This window comes from Flavobacterium sp. GW821-FHT12A05, from assembly GCF_058807735.1.
Genome location: NZ_JBXAQY010000001.1, coordinates 664174 through 684424, shown reverse-complemented (window position 1 = coordinate 684424; position 20251 = coordinate 664174). Strand labels below are relative to the sequence as shown.

Sequence of the window (20251 nt, the reverse complement as noted above, 5' to 3'; positions counted from 1 at the left end):
TTTTATATTTTTTCCATGTTTAATTTGACAGTTTCCAATATTCATTGGTGTAACCTAAATTTTTAATTTTCAATATTTTTTTTAATTCGCCTCTAGTTGGCTTTATTAAATATGATATTGAATCTAACATCTTTGCTTTTATTTTAGTTATAGAATCAAGCTTTTTTAAGTCAGCCTTTTCATAAATATTTTTAAACTTAATCGTGTTTTTTTCAATTGAAAGAAACTCAACATTCCAATATATAGAATCTTTTGTATTTAATATTAATTGATTCCCTATTCGTTTTGCTTTTTGATTTAGTGAAAATCTAAATAAAGTATCAATCATTTTCTGTGATAATAAGATAGAATCTCCTTTTGTTTTTAAATCATATTCCATTTTAGAATCTTTTAGAATTAATTTTCCATTTACAATTGTAGCTTCTTCTTTTAATGAATCTAAAAAACCTTTATGAATTATCTTTTCATAGAAATATTCTTTTAAAATTCTACCTTCTTCAATTCTAATAAAAGTTGAATCATTATCTATATATAATCCTTTAAATTTATTCGGAAAATGATCTAATTCTGAGTCATTATTGGGTTGCGGATTTTCAAAATAAAAAACGATACAGTCTGCACAAGGAGGAACATCAGATTTTTTGCAAGAAGTAATCCATATTATTACAACAATCATTAAAATTGCTTTTTTCATAATACGATTATTTATAATGGCAAAAAATCCCTTTATCATAAACCGTCCATAAACTTGCTTTTTGATTCGCTGCTTTCAAAGCATTGTTTGCCCAGGTATTGCAGGTATAAAAAAGACTATAACTTCCTTTTGCTTCATAAAAGGCATCTTTTTGTCCATAGCTTTCGCCTTCAATCCATTGTGGATGAACCGGATCGCTAAAACTTTCTGAAATATAGGAGACTAATTTTTGATAGTCTTCTACCGAAATTAAGATACGTTTACAATCATCGCCTTCTCTTAATTGCTTAAAAAATGTAGCGTGTATAGCCGATGAACTCACGCCAAATGCAGCTTTCAAAGCCGTACTTGCTTTTAAATCGGACCATTCTGGTGTTTCTAAATAAAAACCTTTGTCGCCCCAGCCGAAAGCAATGTAATTCATTAGGGAATCTTTTGATTTTGTCTGACTGAACTGTATTTCATTACGCCAATCTTTGATTTCATTTTTTATTGGAACTACAATATCGGTATGAACGCCGTTGGAAAGAATGTAGATTGGAACGGCATTTTGTTCTTCGACTTTTGCTATATCTGAATTAACGGTGATTTTAGAAATCAGATAAACCGAAACGATATATAAAACAAGAAAACTAAAGATTCCGAAAAGTGTCCAGCCCAGAAATTTGAAAGATTTTTTTAGCATTTTAATTGGTTGATTTTAGATTAGTAATTGGTTAATTTTTCTGTAACCAATTTTTGAGCCAAAAATTTTATTTCTTAAAAATGGAACACGGATTTTACTGATTCGCTTTCGCAAAAGCGCGGATTTTGTCATTGCGAGGAACGAAGCAATCACATACAGTTAAACATTTTTTATTCTAAGAGGTTACAGGTTATCGTGTGATTGCTTCGTTCCTCGCAATGACTAAAAATAAAAAAACTGCTGAATCTCTCCAGCAGTTTTAGTCTATTATCTTTCTTCTTTACTCTATTTTATCTCAAGAAAAAAAATTAAACGTTAAAACGGAAATGCATTACATCACCATCTTTTACTACGTATTCTTTTCCTTCAACTTTAAATTTTCCTGCTTCTTTTGCTTTTGCTTCAGAACCGTATTGAACGTAATCTTCGTATGAAATAACTTCGGCACGGATGAAACCTTTTTCAAAATCAGTGTGGATAACTCCGGCAGCTTGAGGTGCAGTAGCTCCAATGTTGATGGTCCAGGCACGAACTTCTTTTACACCAGCGGTAAAGTAAGTCTGTTGTTTTAATAATTTGTAAGCTGCACGAATTAAAACTGATGCTCCCGGCTCAGTTAATCCCATATCTTCAAGGAAAACCTGACGCTCTTCGTAGCTTTCTAATTCTGTAATATCAGCCTCTGCTCCTACTGAAAGAATAATAACTTCAGCTTCTTCATCCTTTACTAATTCACGAACCTGATCTACATATTTGTTTCCGTTTACAGCAGAACTTTCGTCAACATTACAAACATATAAAACTGGTTTAGCCGTAATTAACTGGAAAGCTTCCATTAAAACTTCTTCGTCATTATTTTGAGGAATAACAGTTCTGGCAGATTTTGCCTGTAATAAAGCTTCTCTAATTCTGTTTAATAAAGCTTCTTCTGTCTGCGCTTCTTTGTTTCCTGTTTTTGCAGCACGTTTTACTTTTTCTAAACGTTTTTCGATCGTTTCTAAGTCTTTTAACTGCAACTCGATATCGATCGTTTCTTTGTCACGAATTGGGTTTACGTTTCCGTCAACGTGAACAATATTATCATTATCAAAACAACGTAAAACGTGAATGATAGCATTACATTCTCTAATGTTTCCTAAAAACTGGTTTCCTAGTCCTTCCCCTTTACTTGCTCCTTTTACCAAACCTGCAATATCTACGATATCTACGGTTGCCATTTGTACACGCTCTGGTTTTACCAACTCTTCTAATTTGTTGATTCTTGGATCCGGAACGTTTACAACACCAATATTAGGTTCGATTGTACAAAACGGAAAGTTGGCACTTTGCGCTTTTGCATTAGATAAACAATTAAATAATGTTGATTTTCCAACATTTGGTAATCCTACAATTCCTGCTTTCATCTGTTGTTTCTATTTATTTTATACGACTCTGAGTTTATCAGGTCTGGCCATTAACAATTGTATTGTAATGATTTATGATTTACGTGTATATTATTTTGTTTCTGCCAAAATGATATTTTTTGGCTTTAAAATTTTGCAAATATAAGATTTAATACCTCGTAACCGAAGTAAAAATGTGCATTAATATAATTTTAAGCTACTTCTTGAAAATTTTTTAACTTTTTATTAAATTTTTGTTAAAAAATAGTATTTTTATAAAAGTTAACAACAAAAAACAAACCAAAAAATTACATAACCATGAAAAAGATTGCATTATTTCTATTAATGCTGAATTCAGCATTTCTTTTTGCTCAGAAAGAAGTATCGGGTGTTGTCAAAGACAAGACAGGTGCACCGCTTCCGGGAGTTAATATTGTTGAGAAAGGAACTTCAAATGGAGTTTCTACCGATTTTGAAGGAGGTTTTAGAATAAAAGTTAAAGAAGGTGCGACCTTAATTTTCAGCTATGTTGGTTTTGGCACGATCGAAAAAACGGCTTCAAATGACAAAATGAGTATAGTTTTAGACGAAAGCGGCGGCCAAATTTTAAGCGATGTTGTGGTCGTAGGTTCCAGAAATGCAAAAAGAACCGTCGTAAATTCTGCCGTTCCTATTGATGTTATTAATGTAAAAGAAGTTACGACGCAAAGCGGTAAAATCGAAATTAACCAATTACTGCAATATGTAGCGCCTTCGTTTAATGCGAACAAGCAATCCGGTTCTGACGGTGCAGACCACGTTGATCCGGCTTCGTTAAGAGGAATGGGACCAGATCAGACTTTGGTTTTAATTAATGGAAAAAGAAGACACCAATCGTCTTTAATTAACTTGTTTGGAACTCGCGGCCGCGGAAACACCGGTACAGATTTAAATGCAATTCCGGCAGCTTCCATCAAAAGAATTGAAATCCTTCGCGACGGTGCGGCGGCACAATACGGTTCTGATGCGATTGCGGGAGTTATTAATATTGTAACAAATGATAATGTAAACGAACTTACAGGTTCTATTACTTACGGCGTTTTTAATACTAATGCCAAAGGCGATTTCCTGCCGGGAACTCCAAATACGAAAGGTTATAGATTAGATCAGCATGGAAACGGAAATTCATACGGAAAAGATCAGGATTTTGACGGAGGTTCGGTAAGAGTTGCGGCAAATTATGGTGTCGCATTAGGAACCAAAGGCGGTTATGCCAATTTTACCGGTGAATTTTTAAACAAAAACAAAACATTAAGACCTGCTTACGATTTTAGAAAAGGTTTTGGCGATGCCGAAATGCAAGGCGTAAATTTATTTGTAAATCTAGGTGTCCCTATTGCTGATAAAACGGAATTTTATGCCTTTGGAGGAAGCAACTTTAGAGATACGGATGCTTATGCTTTTACCAGAAATGACGGTGAAAGGGTTGTAGAATCGGTTTATCCTGGAGGTTACACCCCAAGAATTACATCAAAAATTAACGACAATTCGATTGCAGCCGGAATTAGAACCGAATCTGGCGGCGGATGGAAATTTGATTTGAGTAATACTTTTGGAAAAAATAAATTTCAATACGATATCAAAGGAACTATAAACGCTTCGCTTGAAGAAAAATCACCGCACGAATTTGATGCAGGAGGACACAGTTTACTTCAAAACACAACCAATTTTGATATTTCTAAAAACTACGACAGCGTTTTAAACGGTTTTAATATTGCTTTTGGATCAGAATTTAGAGTTGAAAAATTTGAGATTTTTGCCGGCGAAGAGGGTTCTTATACCACTTATGATACTAATGGAAAACCAATTACAGATCCAACAACTCAAAGTCCTCCAACTATTCCTAATCCTGATTATGATCCAACAGATCCAACTTCTTCTCCAACTATTCCAAGACCGGGAAGTTCTCAAGGTTTTCCAGGTTACAGCCCTGCAAACGAAGTTAATAAAAGCCGAACCAACTTTTCATTATATGCAGATGGCGAGCTTGATATCACCGAAGCTTTAATGGTAAGCGCTGCCGTTCGTTTTGAGAATTACAGCGATTTTGGAAGCACAGTAAACGGAAAATTAGCCTCTAGATTAAAATTAAACGACCATATTAATTTAAGAGGATCTGTAAGTACAGGTTTCCGTGCTCCGTCATTAGCTCAGATTTATTACAATTTACGTTTCACCAACTTTAATGCAAGCGGTGCTACCGAGGTTTTACTAGCACCAAATGACAGCCCGGTTACAAGAGCTTTTGGAATTGATAAATTAAACGAAGAAAAAGCAGTAAATGCTTCTTTGGGTTTCACCGCTTCTTTTGGTGATTTTACAGCAACAGTCGATGGTTATTACATTCAGGTAAAAGATCGTATTGTACTTACTGGATATTTTGATGCGAGTGCTTTAAATCTGGGCGTTTCTGAAGCGCAGTTTTTTGCCAATGGAGTTGACACCAGCACACACGGTTTAGATTTAGTTTTCTCTTGGAAAAAAGCTTTTGATTTCGGAAACTTGAATGCCACCTTAGTAGGAAACATCAATGATATGAAAATCGACAAAGTAAAAAATGGTTCTTTAGACGAAGCTACTTTCTTCGGGAAACGTGAAAAAGCCTTTTTATTAGCTTCTGCTCCCGACAATAAATTTGGTTTAAACTTAAATTATTCTAAAAATAAATTCGATGCCGGATTAGCCTTTACGCGTTTCAGCAAAGTAGTTTTGGTTGATTATGCCGATGAAGACGACGTTTACAACCCAAGATTAGTAACCGATTTGACTTTGGGTTACCAAGTAAGTAAAAGTTTAAAATTGAGCATAGGAAGCAATAACTTATTTAATGTTTATCCAACAAAACAAGACGAGCAAGGCAACACCGAAGCCGGAGGTTATTGGGATGCCGTACAAATGGGTTTCAGCGGTGCTTACTACTACGCCCGACTTGGATTTAACTTTTAATCGAGCTTATTAGATTTGTCATCCTGAGCGAAGTCGAAGGACGCACAAGAAGCTCCACAAAGAATAAAGACAATCTTTGCGCGGGCTTCGACTTCGCTCAGCCTGACAATAAACAAAAAATCCTGAACACAAGTTCAGGATTTTTTTATATCAAAGCATTACAATTAACAATCAACCATTAACAATCAACCATTAACAATTAAAAAAAATTACATTTTAAATTCTAATGAACTTACAATAGCTTTTTCTTCATCTGTAGCGGTAAAACCGGAAACATCCCAATAATTGGTTAGAATTTTATTCTTTTTATTAAAAAGCGATTTATCTTTAAAAACATCACTTTCGCTGTATGTAAAATTCTGTCGGTTAAAATTTGTCGTTATAAAACTATTGCGAACGTGAATCTTTTTAACTTCTTCTTTCAAAATAAGATTATACGCAATTTCTTCATTAGAACTCAGTAAATAATAATCCTCACGATCTATCCTGTAATTTACTTTTATAAACGATTTTGTAATATTCTTAGCATTTACAGTTGATTTCTCTTCCATCTTATCCAGATTTTGGGGCGTAATATCTATTGTAAATTCAACAATAAGTTTCTTTTCCGGATCGTAAATAATTTCAAAATTATCAACCGCTTCTTTGGCTTTATCCAGAGGCGTGATAATCATGACATAATAATCTTTGTTTTTAGGATGTCCTTTTACAATAAAATCATATTCTTTCTTTGCTTTTTGCTCTAAAAGCGGATCAAAGTATTTAAAATCAGCATAATTCTCCATGATATTATTCAAATCATATCCTTTTAAATCTGCACTTACATCGGTTTCCAGCAAACCATACGACCTGTTTTGCTCTACCAAAAGTGTTGTAGAAGGTTTTCCGGAAAATTGAAAATTAACCAATCCGTCATTATAATATGAATATTGATTGTCTAGCTTAAAAAATTCTCTTACATACACTTTGAGTCTGTAAGATGAAGCCAGTTTATCTGCTGAGTTAGCCACAATTTTCTGGAGGATTTTTTGGGGATTTGCTTTAGAAACTACAATTTCGTCTAATTTAGTCTTGTTGCTTTTTAGATAAACTACAAATAGATCTGGTTTTAAAGGTCCCCATCGAAGTGTTACTTTTTCATAATCAGTTTCAGAAATTTCAAGACTTGAAGATCCATTTAATACAAAAGTAACCTTACCTTCTTTATTACTCAACAAAATCTGTTTTGTTTTTAAAACTACAACAGCAGCATTTTCAATAGGCAGCAATGTCTCAATATCTTTTACAACTATAGAGTATTCTTCGCTTTGCGAAAAAACACTTACAGTAAATAAGACAAAAAATAAAAGTATGATTTTCCTCATAAGCTTATTAAATTTTCACCTAAAGTATTAATTTTTTGTTAATAAAATAAGAGTTGAAATATAAAATATTACAAACCAATATAATAAGATTTTTAGATTTCGAATTACGCAAAAAAAAAATCCTGAGTTAATACTCAGGATTTTCTATATCTTAAATAAAACAATTTATTCATCACCATGCAAAAACGCTTGTCTGTTCAACAAGGTTTCTTCATCTTCTACGTGATTATCGTCTGGCACACAACAATCAACAGGACAAACAGCAGCACATTGAGGTTCATCATGAAAACCTTTACACTCTGTACATTTTCCAGGAACGATGTAATAAATCTCGTCAGAAATTGGAGTTTGCGCATCATCAGCGTCAACTTCAGTTCCATCAGGTAAAATTACAGTACCTTTTAAACTTGTTCCATCTTTATATCTCCAATCATCTGCTCCTTCATATATTGCTGTATTTGGGCATTCCGGTTCGCAAGCCCCACAGTTTATGCATTCGTCAGTTATAATTATTGCCATCGTTTATTAGTCTTAAAGTTAAAAGTCTTAAAGTTCTAAAGTCAAAATAAAGACAAGCATAGCTTTTGGCTTGATGACTTTTGACTTTCGACTTAATTATGCTTATTTTTGTGCAAAATTACAATCAAAACAATTCATAAGCAAACATTATGACATTAGAAACAAAAAAAAGTGTTTTTGTTGAATTAGGAAAATTTTTAAGTCAGTTTTCTGAAGCGCAATCCGTGAAAAAATCTGACGTTTTATATAATGAGATCTTTTTTGAAGATTTTAAAAATCTGATTCATTTATCGCAATCTCATAATGGCTGGTACACGCCTGAACAAGTGTACTTTGCTGTAAAATCCTGGGCCGATGCACTGACTCCGGAAAACATTGACAAATGGGTTTCTCAATATACTGATGCTTTTGCAGCAGACAGAAAAGAAAAAACCGTTGCTTTGATTTTGGCCGGAAATATTCCGCTTGTGGGTTTTCATGATTTTCTATCGGTTTTAATCACCGGAAACAAAGCTTTAATCAAAACTTCATCAAACGATCAGCATTTACTGCCGTTTTTAGCGAAGTATTTAATTGCTGTTGATGAAAATCTAAAAGATAAAATCACTTTCGTGGAAGGAAAACTGGAAAACTTTGATACCGTAATCGCCACCGGAAGCAATAATACTGCCCGTTATTTTGAATATTATTTTAAAGACAAACCTTCTATTATCCGAAAAAACAGAAATTCTGCCGCCGTTTTAAACGGAAAAGAAACGAAAGAAGATTTAGAAAATTTAGGCGAAGATATTTTTAGATATTTTGGACTTGGATGCCGTAATGTTTCTAAACTTTTTGTACCCAAAGGTTATTCATTTGATGCTTTTTTTGAAGCAATTTTCAAATATCAGGATGTAATTCATTATGAAAAATACGCTAATAATTATGATTATAATAAGGCCGTATTTTTAATGAGTAATTTTAAATTATTAGACAATGGTTTTCTAACTATTAAAGAAGACCAGAGTTACGCCTCGCCTATTTCGAGTGTTTTTTATGAATTCTACGATAATATCGAAGATTTGCAAACTCGTCTTGAAGCTGATTCTGAACAAATTCAATGCATCGTAAGCAATGATTTAATCAAAAACAGCACTTCTTTTGGGCAGACCCAAAATCCACGTTTGTGGGATTATGCAGATAACGTAGATACTATAACGTTTTTGTTAACAACAAAGTAAAAATATGTTTAATTATTTCGAATAATTTATCGCTTTTTCGGCTCCTATTGCCGAAATTTGCGTCTTTAAAATTTTCGACTATTAACAACAACCATGAAAAAACACAACTACAGCGCAGGACCAAGTATTTTACCTCAGGAAGTTTTTGAGAAGGCATCAAAAGCAATTTTAAATTTTAATGATTCAGGATTATCTATTCTTGAAATTTCGCACCGAAGCAAAGATTTTGTTGCTGTTATGGAAGAAGCTCGTTCGCTGGCTTTAGAATTATTAGGACTTCAGGGAAAAGGATATCAGGCTTTGTTTTTACAAGGTGGTGCAAGTACTGCATTCTTGATGGCTCCTTATAACTTATTGAAAGAAAACGGAAAAGCAGCTTATTTAGATTCAGGAACGTGGGCAACTGCGGCGATTAAAGAAGCTAAACTTTTTGGAGAAACTATTGTCGTAGCTTCCTCAAAAGATGATAATTATACACATATTCCAAAAGGTTACGAAATACCAAGTGATGCTGATTATTTTCACTGTACAAGTAACAACACAATTTTTGGAACTCAAATGCAGGAATTCCCATCGACTACTGTTCCGGTAGTATGCGATATGAGTTCTGATATTTTCTCTCGTCAATTAGATTTTTCTAAATTTGATTTAATCTATGCTGGTGCTCAAAAAAATATGGGTCCTGCAGGAACAACTCTTGTTGTGGTAAAAGAAGAAATCTTAGGCAAAAACGGAAGAACAATTCCTAGTATGCTGGATTACGCTAAACATATTAAAGCAGAAAGTATGTACAATACGCCGCCTGTTTTTTCTGTATATGTTTCTCTATTAACTCTACAATGGATTAAAGAAAAAGGCGGAATCGCTGCTGTTGAAAAATTAAACAACGCAAAAGCAGATTTACTTTATGCTGAAATCGACAGAAACCCATTATTTAAAGGTGCAGCTGCGGTAGAAGACCGTTCTAAAATGAATGTGACTTTCTTATTAAACAACCCTGATCATACTGAAACTTTTGATGCTTTATGGAAAGCAGCAAACATATCTGGATTGCCAGGACACCGTTCTGTGGGTGGTTACAGAGCTTCTATTTACAACGCTATGCCTATCGAAAGTGTTCAGGTTTTAGTTGATGTAATGAAAGCACTTGAAACTAAAGTTTAGTTTTTTTTCGGTTAATCGTTAATTTGTTTAACTGTTTAATCGTCAAAAAATGCTTCCTTTAAAATATCAAAAAAGAAAAATCAAATAGCTGGTTTATCGATTAAACAATTAAACGATTAACCAAATAAACAATAAATGCAATGAAAGTATTAGCAAATGACGGAATTTCTAAAAGTGGAATTCTAGCCTTAGAAAAAGGTGGATTTGAAGTTATAACTACAAAAGTAGCTCAGGAACAAGTAGCTAACTTTATTAATGAAAATAATGTAGACGTAATTTTAGTGCGCAGCGCCACTAAAGTTCGTAAAGATATTATCGATTCTTGTCCTGGAATCAAAATCATCGGTCGTGGTGGTGTTGGTATGGATAATATCGATGTTGAATATGCTAAAAGCAAAGGAATTCATGTAATTAATACACCGGCTTCATCTTCAGAATCTGTTGCTGAATTGGTATTTGGACACTTATTTTCTGGTGTTCGTTTCTTACATGACTCTAACAGAAATATGCCTCTTGAAGGAGATTCTAACTTTGACGGCTTGAAAAAAGCGTATGCAAACGGAATCGAATTAAGAGGAAAAACGCTTGGAATTGTGGGTATTGGACGTATTGGACAAGCTACTGCAAAAATGGCGCTTGGTTTAGGTATGAAAGTTATCGCTGCTGATAGTTTTATTCCGCAGGTAGATATAAAAGTAGAATTTTTCGACGGACAATCTATCACGACTACAATCGTTTCTCAATCTTTGGAATCATTGTTTAAAGAATCTGATTTCATTACCTTACACGTTCCTGCTCAGGATGGTTACATCATTGGAGAAAAAGAATTGGCAATCATGAAAGACGGTGTGGGAATCGTAAACTGTGCTCGTGGTGGTGTTATTGACGAAGTTGCTTTAGTAAAAGCTTTAGATTCTGGAAAAGTTGCTTTTGCAGGTTTAGACGTTTTTGAAAGCGAACCAAAACCAGAAATGGCAATCTTAATGCACTCTAAAATCTCATTGACTCCGCACATTGGAGCTGCTACTGGTGAGGCACAAGACAGAATTGGTACAGAATTAGCTTCACAAATTATTACTTTGTTAAGCTAAGTAATAAAAAAATAGATTATCTTTAGAGGGATTTACTACTTATTTGTAGTAAATCCCTTTCTTTTTTATTAATTTTGGCGTATAATTTTAAACCTTAAATATTATGTTTGAACAATTAACCCAGTTAGTACAACAATACGGAGGCGCTGCTGTTGTAAACAATAACGCTGTCCCAAATGAACATAACGAAGCCGTAATAAGCGAAACCAGCAATTCTATTTTTGCAGGTTTACAAAAAATTGCTTCAGAAGGCGGAGGCGAGCAGCTTGCCGGCTTATTCAGCGGAAAAACTCCTATAGACAGTTCTAATCCTGTTGTGCAGCAAATTACGCAGCAATTATCAGGAAACTTGGGACAAAAATTTGGTTTAAGCAGTGAGGCTTCTTCTGGTGTGGCTTCAGGTATGATTCCGCAGATTTTAAATTCCCTAGTAAACAAAGCAAAAGATCCAAACGACAGTAGTTTTCAAATTTCGGATATAATCAGTTCGATTACAGGAAACAGCGGACAAGCATCAGGAATTATGGATACGATCTCAAAATACGGTATGCAATTTGGCCTTGACCAAAACAACGACGGAAAAGTTGACGTTGCAGATGTATTAGTAGTTACTAAAAGTAAAGGCGGTATAGCTGGTTTTATTGGTAAATTGTTTGGAAGCAAGTAAAGGTGCTAAGTTGCTGAGGCGCTAAGGTACTGAGGCTTTAGGATTCTAAGTAAAATATTAAAAAGTCGTTTATTTTCATAAACGACTTTTTTTGTTCATTTTAAAATCTCAGTAACTTAGCAACTTAGTACCTCAGAACCTTAGCAACTTAGAAAAACTTAGTACCTCAGAACCTTAGCCACTTAAAAAAACTTAGCACCTCAGAACCTTAGCAGCTCAAAAAAAATCCGTACATTTAAGTCTCGAAGAAAAGTTATGAAAAAGTGTATTTCCATATTGATCCTTTTACTTATTATCGTGGCTTGTTCTACAACTTCGAAACAGCTTGCGAGTACAGATTTACCTAAAAAAGGAGGTGATACCGTGCGAATTGCCAACGATTCTTTAGAATACGAAGTTATTATAATTGATAACGGATTTAATACCTGGCTTGCTTCAAGAGCTCTACCAAGAAACTATCATTCGCTGGCTTTTCTGGAAAACAAAAACTACTTGTATGTAACAGAATGGAATAATCGTGTGTTACAACCGCAGCGTTACAACCCAAATTTATACGAAATGACAATAGATTACCGCCCAAATATTCATTATGGCTACGAAGTAAATTACTTAATTTACAATTACATGATTTATTTTCAAAATACTTACAAACAAAAGCTTTGGGGTAATGTTCCTTCAAGATAATGTTACTATATTTGTAATCATTACAAATAGCAATGAATAGATTAAAGAAACGTTGGGGAATTACCTCAAATCTACAAGCCATAATAATACTTACCGTTTTTGCCATTACAGGATCGGCATCTGCGTGGCTGTCTAAACCATTTTGCATTTGGTTAGGCATCACAAAAGAAGATTTTGGAGGATGGTTTACCTTAATCCGTCTAATTATAATATTCCCTATTTATCAGGTTTTATTAGTTGCAATTGGAACCATCTTTGGCCAGTTCAGATTCTTTTGGAACTTCGAAAAGAAAATGCTCAAAAATATGGGATTAGGATTTTTATTCAAAGATTAAATCTTCGTGCGTTCTCCCGAAAAGAAATACGTATAAATCCAGGTAAGCGTAAAAGACGGAATTATATCTGTAAACGGAATTATCTCCTCAATAAAAGTCAAAACACTGGCTACTTTCCCTACTCTGCCTTTGTACATTCTGGTCATAATAATAGCAGCTATAGGTGCCCAGATTACATCCGAAAATTCGCCCAGAAGCGGGATCGAAAAAGAAATCATACCAATTCCGTCCAAAATTAAACCAATAATTAATTTTGACATCATATTATCTTTTTTCTCTACAATATTCAATTCCTGCATTTTAAGATAGATTTAGTTAAATTCAAAAATAAAAATAATTCAATTAACTGATTTATTTATTCAATAAAAAAACTTTCAAAATTCCCATATCAAGAAACGTACCCCTTTTTAAATTTTAGATTTTTGATTGTTGATTTTAGATTTATTTGATATTCTTTTCTAACCAAATCAGGAATTGGAATTTCTTTTTTAAAACTATCAATTTAACAAAGAATGTCTTCCTGAGCGAAGTCGAAGGATTTGGAATTTGGAATTTTCAAAATTTTAGATTTTTTGTAATTTGATTCTAACCATAATCTTTGTTTCTTTGTAAAAACAGTTTCGCTAAATGATACACGCAAAAAATATTCATAAATTCTACGATAAACTTGAAGTTTTAAAAGGAGTTGATCTTCATATTAAAAAAGGAGAAATTGTTTCTATTGTTGGAGCTTCGGGTGCCGGAAAAACAACTTTATTGCAGATATTAGGAACTTTAGATAAGCCCGAAATCAATTCGGAATCTTCATTAACAATCAACGGAAAAAATATTCTAAAACTTCAGAATGTTGAAACTGACAACTCAAAAGAAGAAAAAACATTTAAAATCATAAGCTGGGCAGGATCTGTTTATATTATAATTCTGGCGGTTTATTTGTTGTTTTTTAGAACCAAAATCTTCGACGAAACATTACGATTAGTAGTTCTTGGCGTTTTATTTTTACCCATAATTTCCATGCTTGTTTATTATAACCGATATTTCAAAAGAAAAAGCAAACAAGACAAAATATTATCTGATTTCAGAAATTTAAACCTTGGGTTTATTTTTCAGTTTCATCAATTATTACCAGAGTTTACCGCTTTAGAAAACGTTTGTATTCCAGCTTTTATGGCCAACAAACCAAAAGCCGAAACTGAAAAAGAAGCTAAAAAAATCCTGGAGTATTTAGGATTATCACATAGAATTAATCATAAACCAAGCGAACTTTCGGGCGGAGAACAGCAGCGCGTTGCCGTTGCGAGAGCTTTAATTAACAAACCCGATGTTATTTTTGCCGATGAACCGTCTGGAAATCTCGACACGCATTCTGCCGAAAACCTGCATCAATTGTTTTTCCAGCTTCGTGACGAATTCGGGCAGACCTTTGTAATTGTAACCCACAACGAAGAATTAGCCAATATGGCCGACAGAAAACTGGTTATGGTCGACGGTCAGATTAGTAATTAGAAGCTAATCCTGCTGTCCGCTATATTCCCGATAAACAAAAACTACGGCTAAAAAGCCTTGTTTTTCTAAATCGGGAGATGTCGCTTCCATCAGGGCTAGGACTCTCGAATAACAAGAACATTTCATTTCAGCATGAATCAAAAAGAACTAAAAGAATTTCTCGACGAGAAAGTCATTCAATATAACAATCAGGACTTTATCGAAAGTGATCCTGTTCAGATTCCGCATTTGTTTTCTCAAAAAGAAGACATTGAAATTGCCGGTTTCTTAAGCGCTTCAATCGCTTGGGGAAATCGTAAAATGATTATCAAGAATTCGCATAAAATGATGGAATTAATGGGCAATACACCTTACGATTTCGTCATGTCACATTCTGAAGACAACTTAGCCGATTTAGAAACTTTTGTTCACCGCACTTTCAACGGAAAAGATTTTGGCGGATTCATTAAAGGTTTACAGCACATCTACAAAAACCATAACGGACTCGAAGCGGTTTTTGCTAAAAACCAAGAAAAAGACAGTTTACAGAAAAGCATCAGCGAATTTAAAAAAATATTTTTTGAGATCGATCATTTAGCACGAACTCAAAAACACATTTCAGATCCGTTGAATAATTCGGCTGCAAAACGAATTAATATGTATTTGCGCTGGATGGTTCGTCAGGACACAAAAGGTGTCGATTTAGGAATCTGGAAAACCATTTCCCCAGCTGTATTGTCTTGTCCGCTTGATGTACATTCCGGTAACGTTGCCAGAAAACTGGGTATTTTAGAACGAAAACAAAACGATGCAAAAGCCTTAGCCGAATTAGATAAAAAACTCCGCATAATGGACGCGCAAGATCCTGTAAAATACGATTTTGCCTTATTTGGATTAGGTGTTTTTGAAGGGTTTTAAATTTGAAAATCAAAAAAATATTTGATTTTTTAATTGTCAGGCTGAGCGATCCCGAGGCTTCGGGAGAAGCCCTCACGCTCCAATTGGAACGCCCCTTCGACTTCGCTCAGGGTGACACTTTAGTATCAAAAAAACAAAATCAGCAAAAAAACCATCATTTTAACGTACATTTGCACAAAATTTAATGCAAATGAGCACTTTCGAAAAATTCAATCTTCCAAAATCATTACAAAAAGCTATTGACGAACTGGGATTTGTTACACCAACTCCTATTCAGGAAAAATCTTTCTCTGTAATCATGTCTGGACGCGATATGATGGGAATTGCACAAACTGGAACTGGTAAAACATTTGCCTATTTACTACCTCTTTTAAAGCTTTACAAGTTTACTAATACCAATACGCCAAAAATCGTTGTACTTGTTCCAACACGTGAATTAGTAGTTCAGGTGGTAGAAGAAGTTGAAAAACTGACTAAATACATGTCGGTTAAAACACTTGGTATTTACGGAGGTGTAAACATCAATACACAAAAAAAAGCGGTTTACGAAGGTGTCGATATTTTAGTTGGAACTCCGGGCCGTACAATGGACTTAGCTTTAGACGCAGTTGTACGTTTTGATGAAACTCAAAAACTGGTAATCGATGAGTTTGACGAAATGCTGAATCTTGGTTTCCGTACCCAATTGACAGCACTTTTGGCTATGATGAAAGCGAAACGTCAAAATATATTGTTCTCTGCAACCATGACAGACGAAGTAGATGCTGTATTGAATGACTTTTTTGATTTTCCGGAAGAAGTAACTCTTGCTGCCTCTGGAACTCCGCTTGAAAAAATCACTCAAATTACCTATAACGTTCCAAATTTTAATACCAAAGTAAATCTTCTAAAACATTTATTGCAGAATGACGAAAACATGAGTCGTGTTTTGGTTTTCGTAAACAATAAAAAGATTTCAGATATGCTGCATACCCGAATTGAAGAAGAATTTGAAGGTCAATTTGGTGTAATTCACTCTAATAAATCTCAAAATTACCGTTTGAGTACAATGGCTGAATTTCAGGAAGGAAATCTTCGTGGTTTGATCACGACAGATATTATGGCAAGAGGTTTAGATATTTCTGATATTACACACGTAATAAATTTCGAACTTCCGGAAGAACCTGAATTGTACATGCACAGAATTGGTCGTACAGGTCGTGCAGATGCTACGGGAACAGCAATTAGTTTTGTAACACCAAGAGAAGAAGAATTTAAAATTGAAGTGGAAGTTTTAATGAATCAGGAACTGGATGTGACTGATTTCCCTGAAGAAGTGGAAGTTTCATCTAAACTAATTGAACCTGAAAAAGACAAACAGCCAATTAAGTTTTTAATGAAAAAAGTAAAACTTGAAGGCGAAGGAGCTTTTCACGAAAAATCTAAAAAGAACAAAAAAGTCAATTTAGGAGGCCCTTCAAAAACAAAAAAGAAAACCCATGGTTCTGTCAATCGAAATATGTTGAAAACGAGAGATAAGAAGAGGAAAGATAATAATAAGTAATTTTTAGGAGCAAAGGTTCAAAGGAACAAAGCGACAAAGTATAAAAAAGGCTCAAAAACGAAAAACATTTTTTTCGCTTTTGAGCCTTTTTACGTGACTACATTCAAATCTTTGCATCTCTGAACCTTTGCCTCTTTGAACCTTTGCCTCTTTGAACCTTAAAATTACATTTTCGTAAAAACCAGTCCCACAGGTGAACACAGCTGAATTCTTTTTCCTGTATCGGTTATTTTTCCGGTTGCGATGTCTCTTTTAAAGATTACAATATCATTGGTATATTGATGTCCAACTAATAAGTAATTTCCTGTTGGATCAATAGCAAAATCTCTTGGGCCTTTTCCTAAAGTACTCACCTGCTCTACCAGTTCAATATTTCCGGTTTTAAGAATCTTATAAACCGAAATCGAATTAGCATCTACACGATCAGAAACGTATAAAAAGTTTCCGTCAGACGAAATTTTAATCGCTGCCGCTCCAGTTCCGCCTTTAAATCCTTTTGGTAAAATACTCGTTTCGGCGATTACTTTTAAGGTTCCGGCTTTATCGTAACTAAAAGTAGTCAGCGTACCATCTAATTCCTGAACCAAATAAACGAATTTACCATCTTTACTGAATGTTAAATGTCTCGGACCACTTCCTGGTTTAACATCAACACTTCCCTTTAGAGTCAGAATTTCATTTTTAGAATTCGGATTGTATTTATAAATAAACACTTTATCCAGACCTAAATCATTCGACAATACAAACTTTTTATCCGGAGAAAAAACAACCATGTGCACGTGTGCTTTTTCCTGACGTGCTGCGTTTGGTCCTTTTCCTTCATGCTGAATCAATTGCTGTACTTCAGATATACTTCCATCCGTATTCTTTTTATACACCACAATATTACCACCCGAATAATTTGCCACAATTACATTTTTGTCATCGTTTATTAAATGGCACGGATCAGCTCCTAAAGCATCATTTTTATTCAAAAAATTAATTTTACCCGAAGCCGCATCATAACCAAATGCACTTACAGTACTATGTGTTCCGTTTTCGTTTACGGCATAAATAAATTTATTATCTGCCGAAACCGATAAATAACTCGGGCTTACCACATTTTCTGAAGAACTTTTCATTTTAAAATCACCCGAACCAGCATCGAATTCATACACATAGATTCCGTTGCTTTGGCACGTATTGGTATAAGTTCCAACCAATAGGTTAAATTTATTTTGGGCGCTTGCAGTTGTGACTGCCAGAGCGGAAAATAAAACTAGATATATTCTTTTCATAGTTTGTTTTTTTGAATACGCTAAAATAAGCAATAATATCTTTTTTGGCATTACAAATCAAACCAGAAAAGTTACATTTCTAAAAAAGAATATCCACCATATAAACCATATAAGTTCATTTTACAGCACTTAAATATTTTTTTACTTATAATCTCTTACATGAACTTATATGGTTCAAACAAAAAATTTGTATTTTTGACGAGCATCTTCGCGAAAAATAAAACGTAGTGAAGTAAATCGAAGCCAGAATGCACTTTAAACACCCCGAAATTCTATACTTTCTTTTTTTATTGATTGTTCCAATTTTGGTTCACTTATTTCAATTACGACGTTTTAAAACCTCTTATTTTACCAATGTTCGTTTTTTAAAAGAACTGGCCGTTCAGACTCGCAAAAGCTCCAAAATCAAAAAACGATTATTGCTTGCAACTCGTCTTTTACTGCTTACCTGCATTATTTTAGCTTTTGCCCAGCCTTTTTTTGAAGCCAAAGACAGCAAGAATGCATCAAACGAAATGTATATCATTTTAGACAATTCTTTTAGTATGCAGGCAAAAGGCAAAAAAGGAGAATTACTAAAACGTGCCGTTCAGGAATTACTGGAAAACACGCCCGAAACTGCTCAATTTTCTTTATTGACTAATACTGAGAATTATTGGAATACAGATATCAAATCGGTTAAAAGTGCTTTACAAAACTTAAACTACAGCGCGACGCCATTTGAACTTTCGTCGATTATGGCAAAAGTAAAAGCACATAAATCGGCTCATAATAAAGATATTGTGATTATTTCGGATGCAGTAGGTTTAACCGAAAACGATATTAAAAACATCGATTCAGAAGAAAAACCGTATTTCATAATTCCGGAAGCCGAACAAAAAAACAACATTTCAATAGACAGCGTTTACATTAATCAGACTTTAGAGAATTTCTATGAAATAAGTGTGAATTTATCCGGTTATGGAGAAGATTTCAAACCTATTTCAACTGCTTTGTACAATCAAAACAAACTGATTGCCAAAACGATTATCAATTTTGATACAAAGAAAAAGAAAATCAACTTCACGATTCCCAAAGAAGCTTTTCATGGTTATGTTTCTATCGAAGACAATGGCCTGACTTACGATAACAAATTGTTTTTCAGCATTTCTAAAAACAAAAAAACAAACGTAATCAGCATTGGTGAGCCTGAAAAAAGTAATTTCTTATCGAGAATTTATACTTCTGCTGAATTCAATTACAACAATTACTCTATTGGTTCTTTAGATTATAATAGCTTAGAAAAACAAAACACCATAATCTTAAACGAATTAGTTGAAATTCCGCAGGCTTTACAAACTACATTAAAAGCCTTTGTTTCTAAAGGCGGTAACTTAGTTGTGATTCCTTCTGAAAAAAGCTCCATTTCAAATTTAAATTCTTTTTTAGGAAATTTTGGAAAAGTTCAGTTTAACAATCTTAAAACAGAAAGTAAACTCATTACCAAAATCAATTTCGATCATCCTTTATTTTCTGGAGTTTTCGAAAATAAAATCACAAATTTCCAATACCCAAAAACAAACAGTTCATTTGATCTCTCAAGCCCATATCCGGCAGTTTTATCTTATGAAGATCAAAGCACGTTTGTAACTGCCATTCAAAATCCAACTGCCGGAATTACCGTATTCTCGGCACCAATAAATGCATCAAATTCAAATTTCCAGCAGTCGCCGTTAATTGTTCCGTTGTTTTATAAAATGGCGCAAAACAATCAAAAAACAGGAGTGAATGCTTTAACAATTGGAAATAATCAGCCTTATTTTGTTGATGTTTTATTGACAAAAGATGCTATTCTGGAAGTAAAAGGAACAGAAGATTCGTTTATTCCGATTCAACAGATTTTGAATAACAAAGTCAAATTAACGTTTAATGATTTCCCTGAAACAGCTGGAAATTACAGCATTTTTGACAAAAAAGAATGGGTTGAAAATTTGAGTTTCAATTACAAAAGAACCGAAAGCGATTTAAGTCAGGTAAACACCAACGTGGTTTCTGATTTTAAAACTGCCGATACGATTTCGACCATTTTTAACACCTTGCAAACGGAACGGACTGACAGCCAAATTTGGAAATGGTTTGTTATCTTTGCACTGTTATTTTTAGCATTAGAAATGGCAATAATCAAATTTGTAAAATAGATTTAAACGATTATTTCTAAAACGTTTTACTTTTTACAAAAAACATTTTACGACAAAAAAT

The 20251-nt window shown here is 33.9% G+C and carries 17 protein-coding genes and 2 pseudogenes; 12 read left to right on the top strand and 7 right to left on the bottom strand.

The window, feature by feature from the left end; translation table 11 throughout:
* Positions 1-19 precede the first annotated feature (19 nt).
* The 3 genes from AC1RRQ_RS02685 to ychF all read right to left on the bottom strand — a co-directional run bounded on the left by AC1RRQ_RS02685 (position 20) and on the right by ychF (position 2782).
* A complete protein-coding gene (locus tag AC1RRQ_RS02685) occupies positions 20-694 on the bottom strand; it encodes a hypothetical protein (protein ID WP_493021168.1) in 675 nt (224 codons plus the stop codon).
* A 7-nt stretch (positions 695-701) separates the two neighbouring features.
* Positions 702-1379 (bottom strand): TIGR02117 family protein, encoded by a 678-nt coding sequence (locus AC1RRQ_RS02680; RefSeq protein ID WP_493021166.1) that lies wholly within the window; start codon positions 1377-1379, stop codon positions 702-704.
* Positions 1380-1687: 308 nt separating this feature from the next.
* Positions 1688-2782, bottom strand: coding sequence for a redox-regulated ATPase YchF (gene ychF / locus AC1RRQ_RS02675; RefSeq protein WP_493021164.1), 1095 nt, complete (start codon positions 2780-2782; stop codon positions 1688-1690).
* Between the two features lie 297 nt (positions 2783-3079).
* On the opposite strand from ychF, the gene AC1RRQ_RS02670 reads away from it, so the two are divergent.
* Positions 3080-5746 (top strand): TonB-dependent receptor, encoded by a 2667-nt coding sequence (locus tag AC1RRQ_RS02670; RefSeq protein WP_493021162.1) that lies wholly within the window; start codon positions 3080-3082, stop codon positions 5744-5746.
* 209 nt (positions 5747-5955) lie between these two features.
* Here AC1RRQ_RS02670 and AC1RRQ_RS02665 read toward each other — a convergent pair whose 3' ends face one another.
* Positions 5956-7110: a hypothetical protein gene (locus AC1RRQ_RS02665; protein WP_493021160.1), complete on the bottom strand. Its 1155-nt coding sequence runs from the start codon at positions 7108-7110 to the stop codon at positions 5956-5958.
* Between the two features lie 165 nt (positions 7111-7275).
* On the bottom strand, positions 7276-7629 hold the full coding sequence (locus tag AC1RRQ_RS02660) for a 4Fe-4S dicluster domain-containing protein (RefSeq protein WP_056206329.1): 354 nt from the start codon (positions 7627-7629) through the stop codon (positions 7276-7278).
* 149 nt (positions 7630-7778) lie between these two features.
* Between AC1RRQ_RS02660 and AC1RRQ_RS02655 the strand changes: the two genes are divergently transcribed.
* The 6 genes from AC1RRQ_RS02655 to AC1RRQ_RS02630 all read left to right on the top strand — a co-directional run bounded on the left by AC1RRQ_RS02655 (position 7779) and on the right by AC1RRQ_RS02630 (position 12790).
* Complete coding sequence (locus AC1RRQ_RS02655) at positions 7779-8849, top strand: acyl-CoA reductase (RefSeq protein ID WP_493021158.1); 1071 nt, start codon at positions 7779-7781, stop codon at positions 8847-8849.
* Positions 8850-8942: 93 nt separating this feature from the next.
* Positions 8943-10013 carry a 3-phosphoserine/phosphohydroxythreonine transaminase gene (serC, locus tag AC1RRQ_RS02650; protein WP_493021156.1) on the top strand — a complete coding sequence of 357 codons (1071 nt, stop codon included), beginning with the start codon at positions 8943-8945 and terminating at the stop codon, positions 10011-10013.
* Between the two features lie 140 nt (positions 10014-10153).
* Complete coding sequence (locus AC1RRQ_RS02645; RefSeq protein ID WP_493021154.1) at positions 10154-11104, top strand: D-2-hydroxyacid dehydrogenase; 951 nt, start codon at positions 10154-10156, stop codon at positions 11102-11104.
* 103 nt (positions 11105-11207) lie between these two features.
* Positions 11208-11771 carry a hypothetical protein gene (locus AC1RRQ_RS02640; protein WP_493021152.1) on the top strand — a complete coding sequence of 188 codons (564 nt, stop codon included), beginning with the start codon at positions 11208-11210 and terminating at the stop codon, positions 11769-11771.
* Positions 11772-12026: 255 nt separating this feature from the next.
* Positions 12027-12455 (top strand): DUF6146 family protein, encoded by a 429-nt coding sequence (locus AC1RRQ_RS02635; protein ID WP_493021150.1) that lies wholly within the window; start codon positions 12027-12029, stop codon positions 12453-12455.
* Positions 12456-12487: 32 nt separating this feature from the next.
* Complete coding sequence (locus AC1RRQ_RS02630) at positions 12488-12790, top strand: DUF6787 family protein (RefSeq protein ID WP_493021148.1); 303 nt, start codon at positions 12488-12490, stop codon at positions 12788-12790.
* Here the strand turns inward: AC1RRQ_RS02630 and AC1RRQ_RS02625 are convergent.
* Positions 12787-13089 (bottom strand): hypothetical protein, encoded by a 303-nt coding sequence (locus tag AC1RRQ_RS02625; protein ID WP_493021146.1) that lies wholly within the window; start codon positions 13087-13089, stop codon positions 12787-12789. The two genes, AC1RRQ_RS02630 and AC1RRQ_RS02625, sit on opposite strands and share 4 nt — an antisense overlap.
* A gap of 328 nt (positions 13090-13417) precedes the next feature.
* Between AC1RRQ_RS02625 and AC1RRQ_RS02620 the strand changes: the two are divergent.
* From AC1RRQ_RS02620 to AC1RRQ_RS02605, 4 genes and pseudogenes are all read left to right on the top strand, one after another.
* Positions 13418-13636 (top strand): annotated as a pseudogene (locus AC1RRQ_RS02620) (ATP-binding cassette domain-containing protein); the annotation flags it as partial.
* 213 nt (positions 13637-13849) lie between these two features.
* Positions 13850-14296: pseudogene (locus tag AC1RRQ_RS02615) on the top strand (ABC transporter ATP-binding protein); the annotation flags it as partial.
* Positions 14297-14428: 132 nt separating this feature from the next.
* Entirely contained in the window at positions 14429-15193 is a 765-nt protein-coding gene (locus tag AC1RRQ_RS02610; RefSeq protein WP_493021144.1) for a TIGR02757 family protein, read from the top strand.
* A gap of 190 nt (positions 15194-15383) precedes the next feature.
* Entirely contained in the window at positions 15384-16736 is a 1353-nt protein-coding gene (locus AC1RRQ_RS02605; protein ID WP_493021142.1) for a DEAD/DEAH box helicase, read from the top strand.
* 164 nt (positions 16737-16900) lie between these two features.
* Here the strand turns inward: AC1RRQ_RS02605 and AC1RRQ_RS02600 are convergent, their stop codons facing one another.
* Positions 16901-18013 (bottom strand): lactonase family protein, encoded by a 1113-nt coding sequence (locus AC1RRQ_RS02600; RefSeq protein WP_493021140.1) that lies wholly within the window; start codon positions 18011-18013, stop codon positions 16901-16903.
* A 248-nt stretch (positions 18014-18261) separates the two neighbouring features.
* Here AC1RRQ_RS02600 and AC1RRQ_RS02595 point away from each other — a divergent pair, with 248 nt between their 5' ends.
* Positions 18262-20190, top strand: coding sequence for a BatA domain-containing protein (locus AC1RRQ_RS02595; RefSeq protein WP_493021138.1), 1929 nt, complete (start codon positions 18262-18264; stop codon positions 20188-20190).
* Positions 20191-20251: the final 61 nt, after the last annotated feature.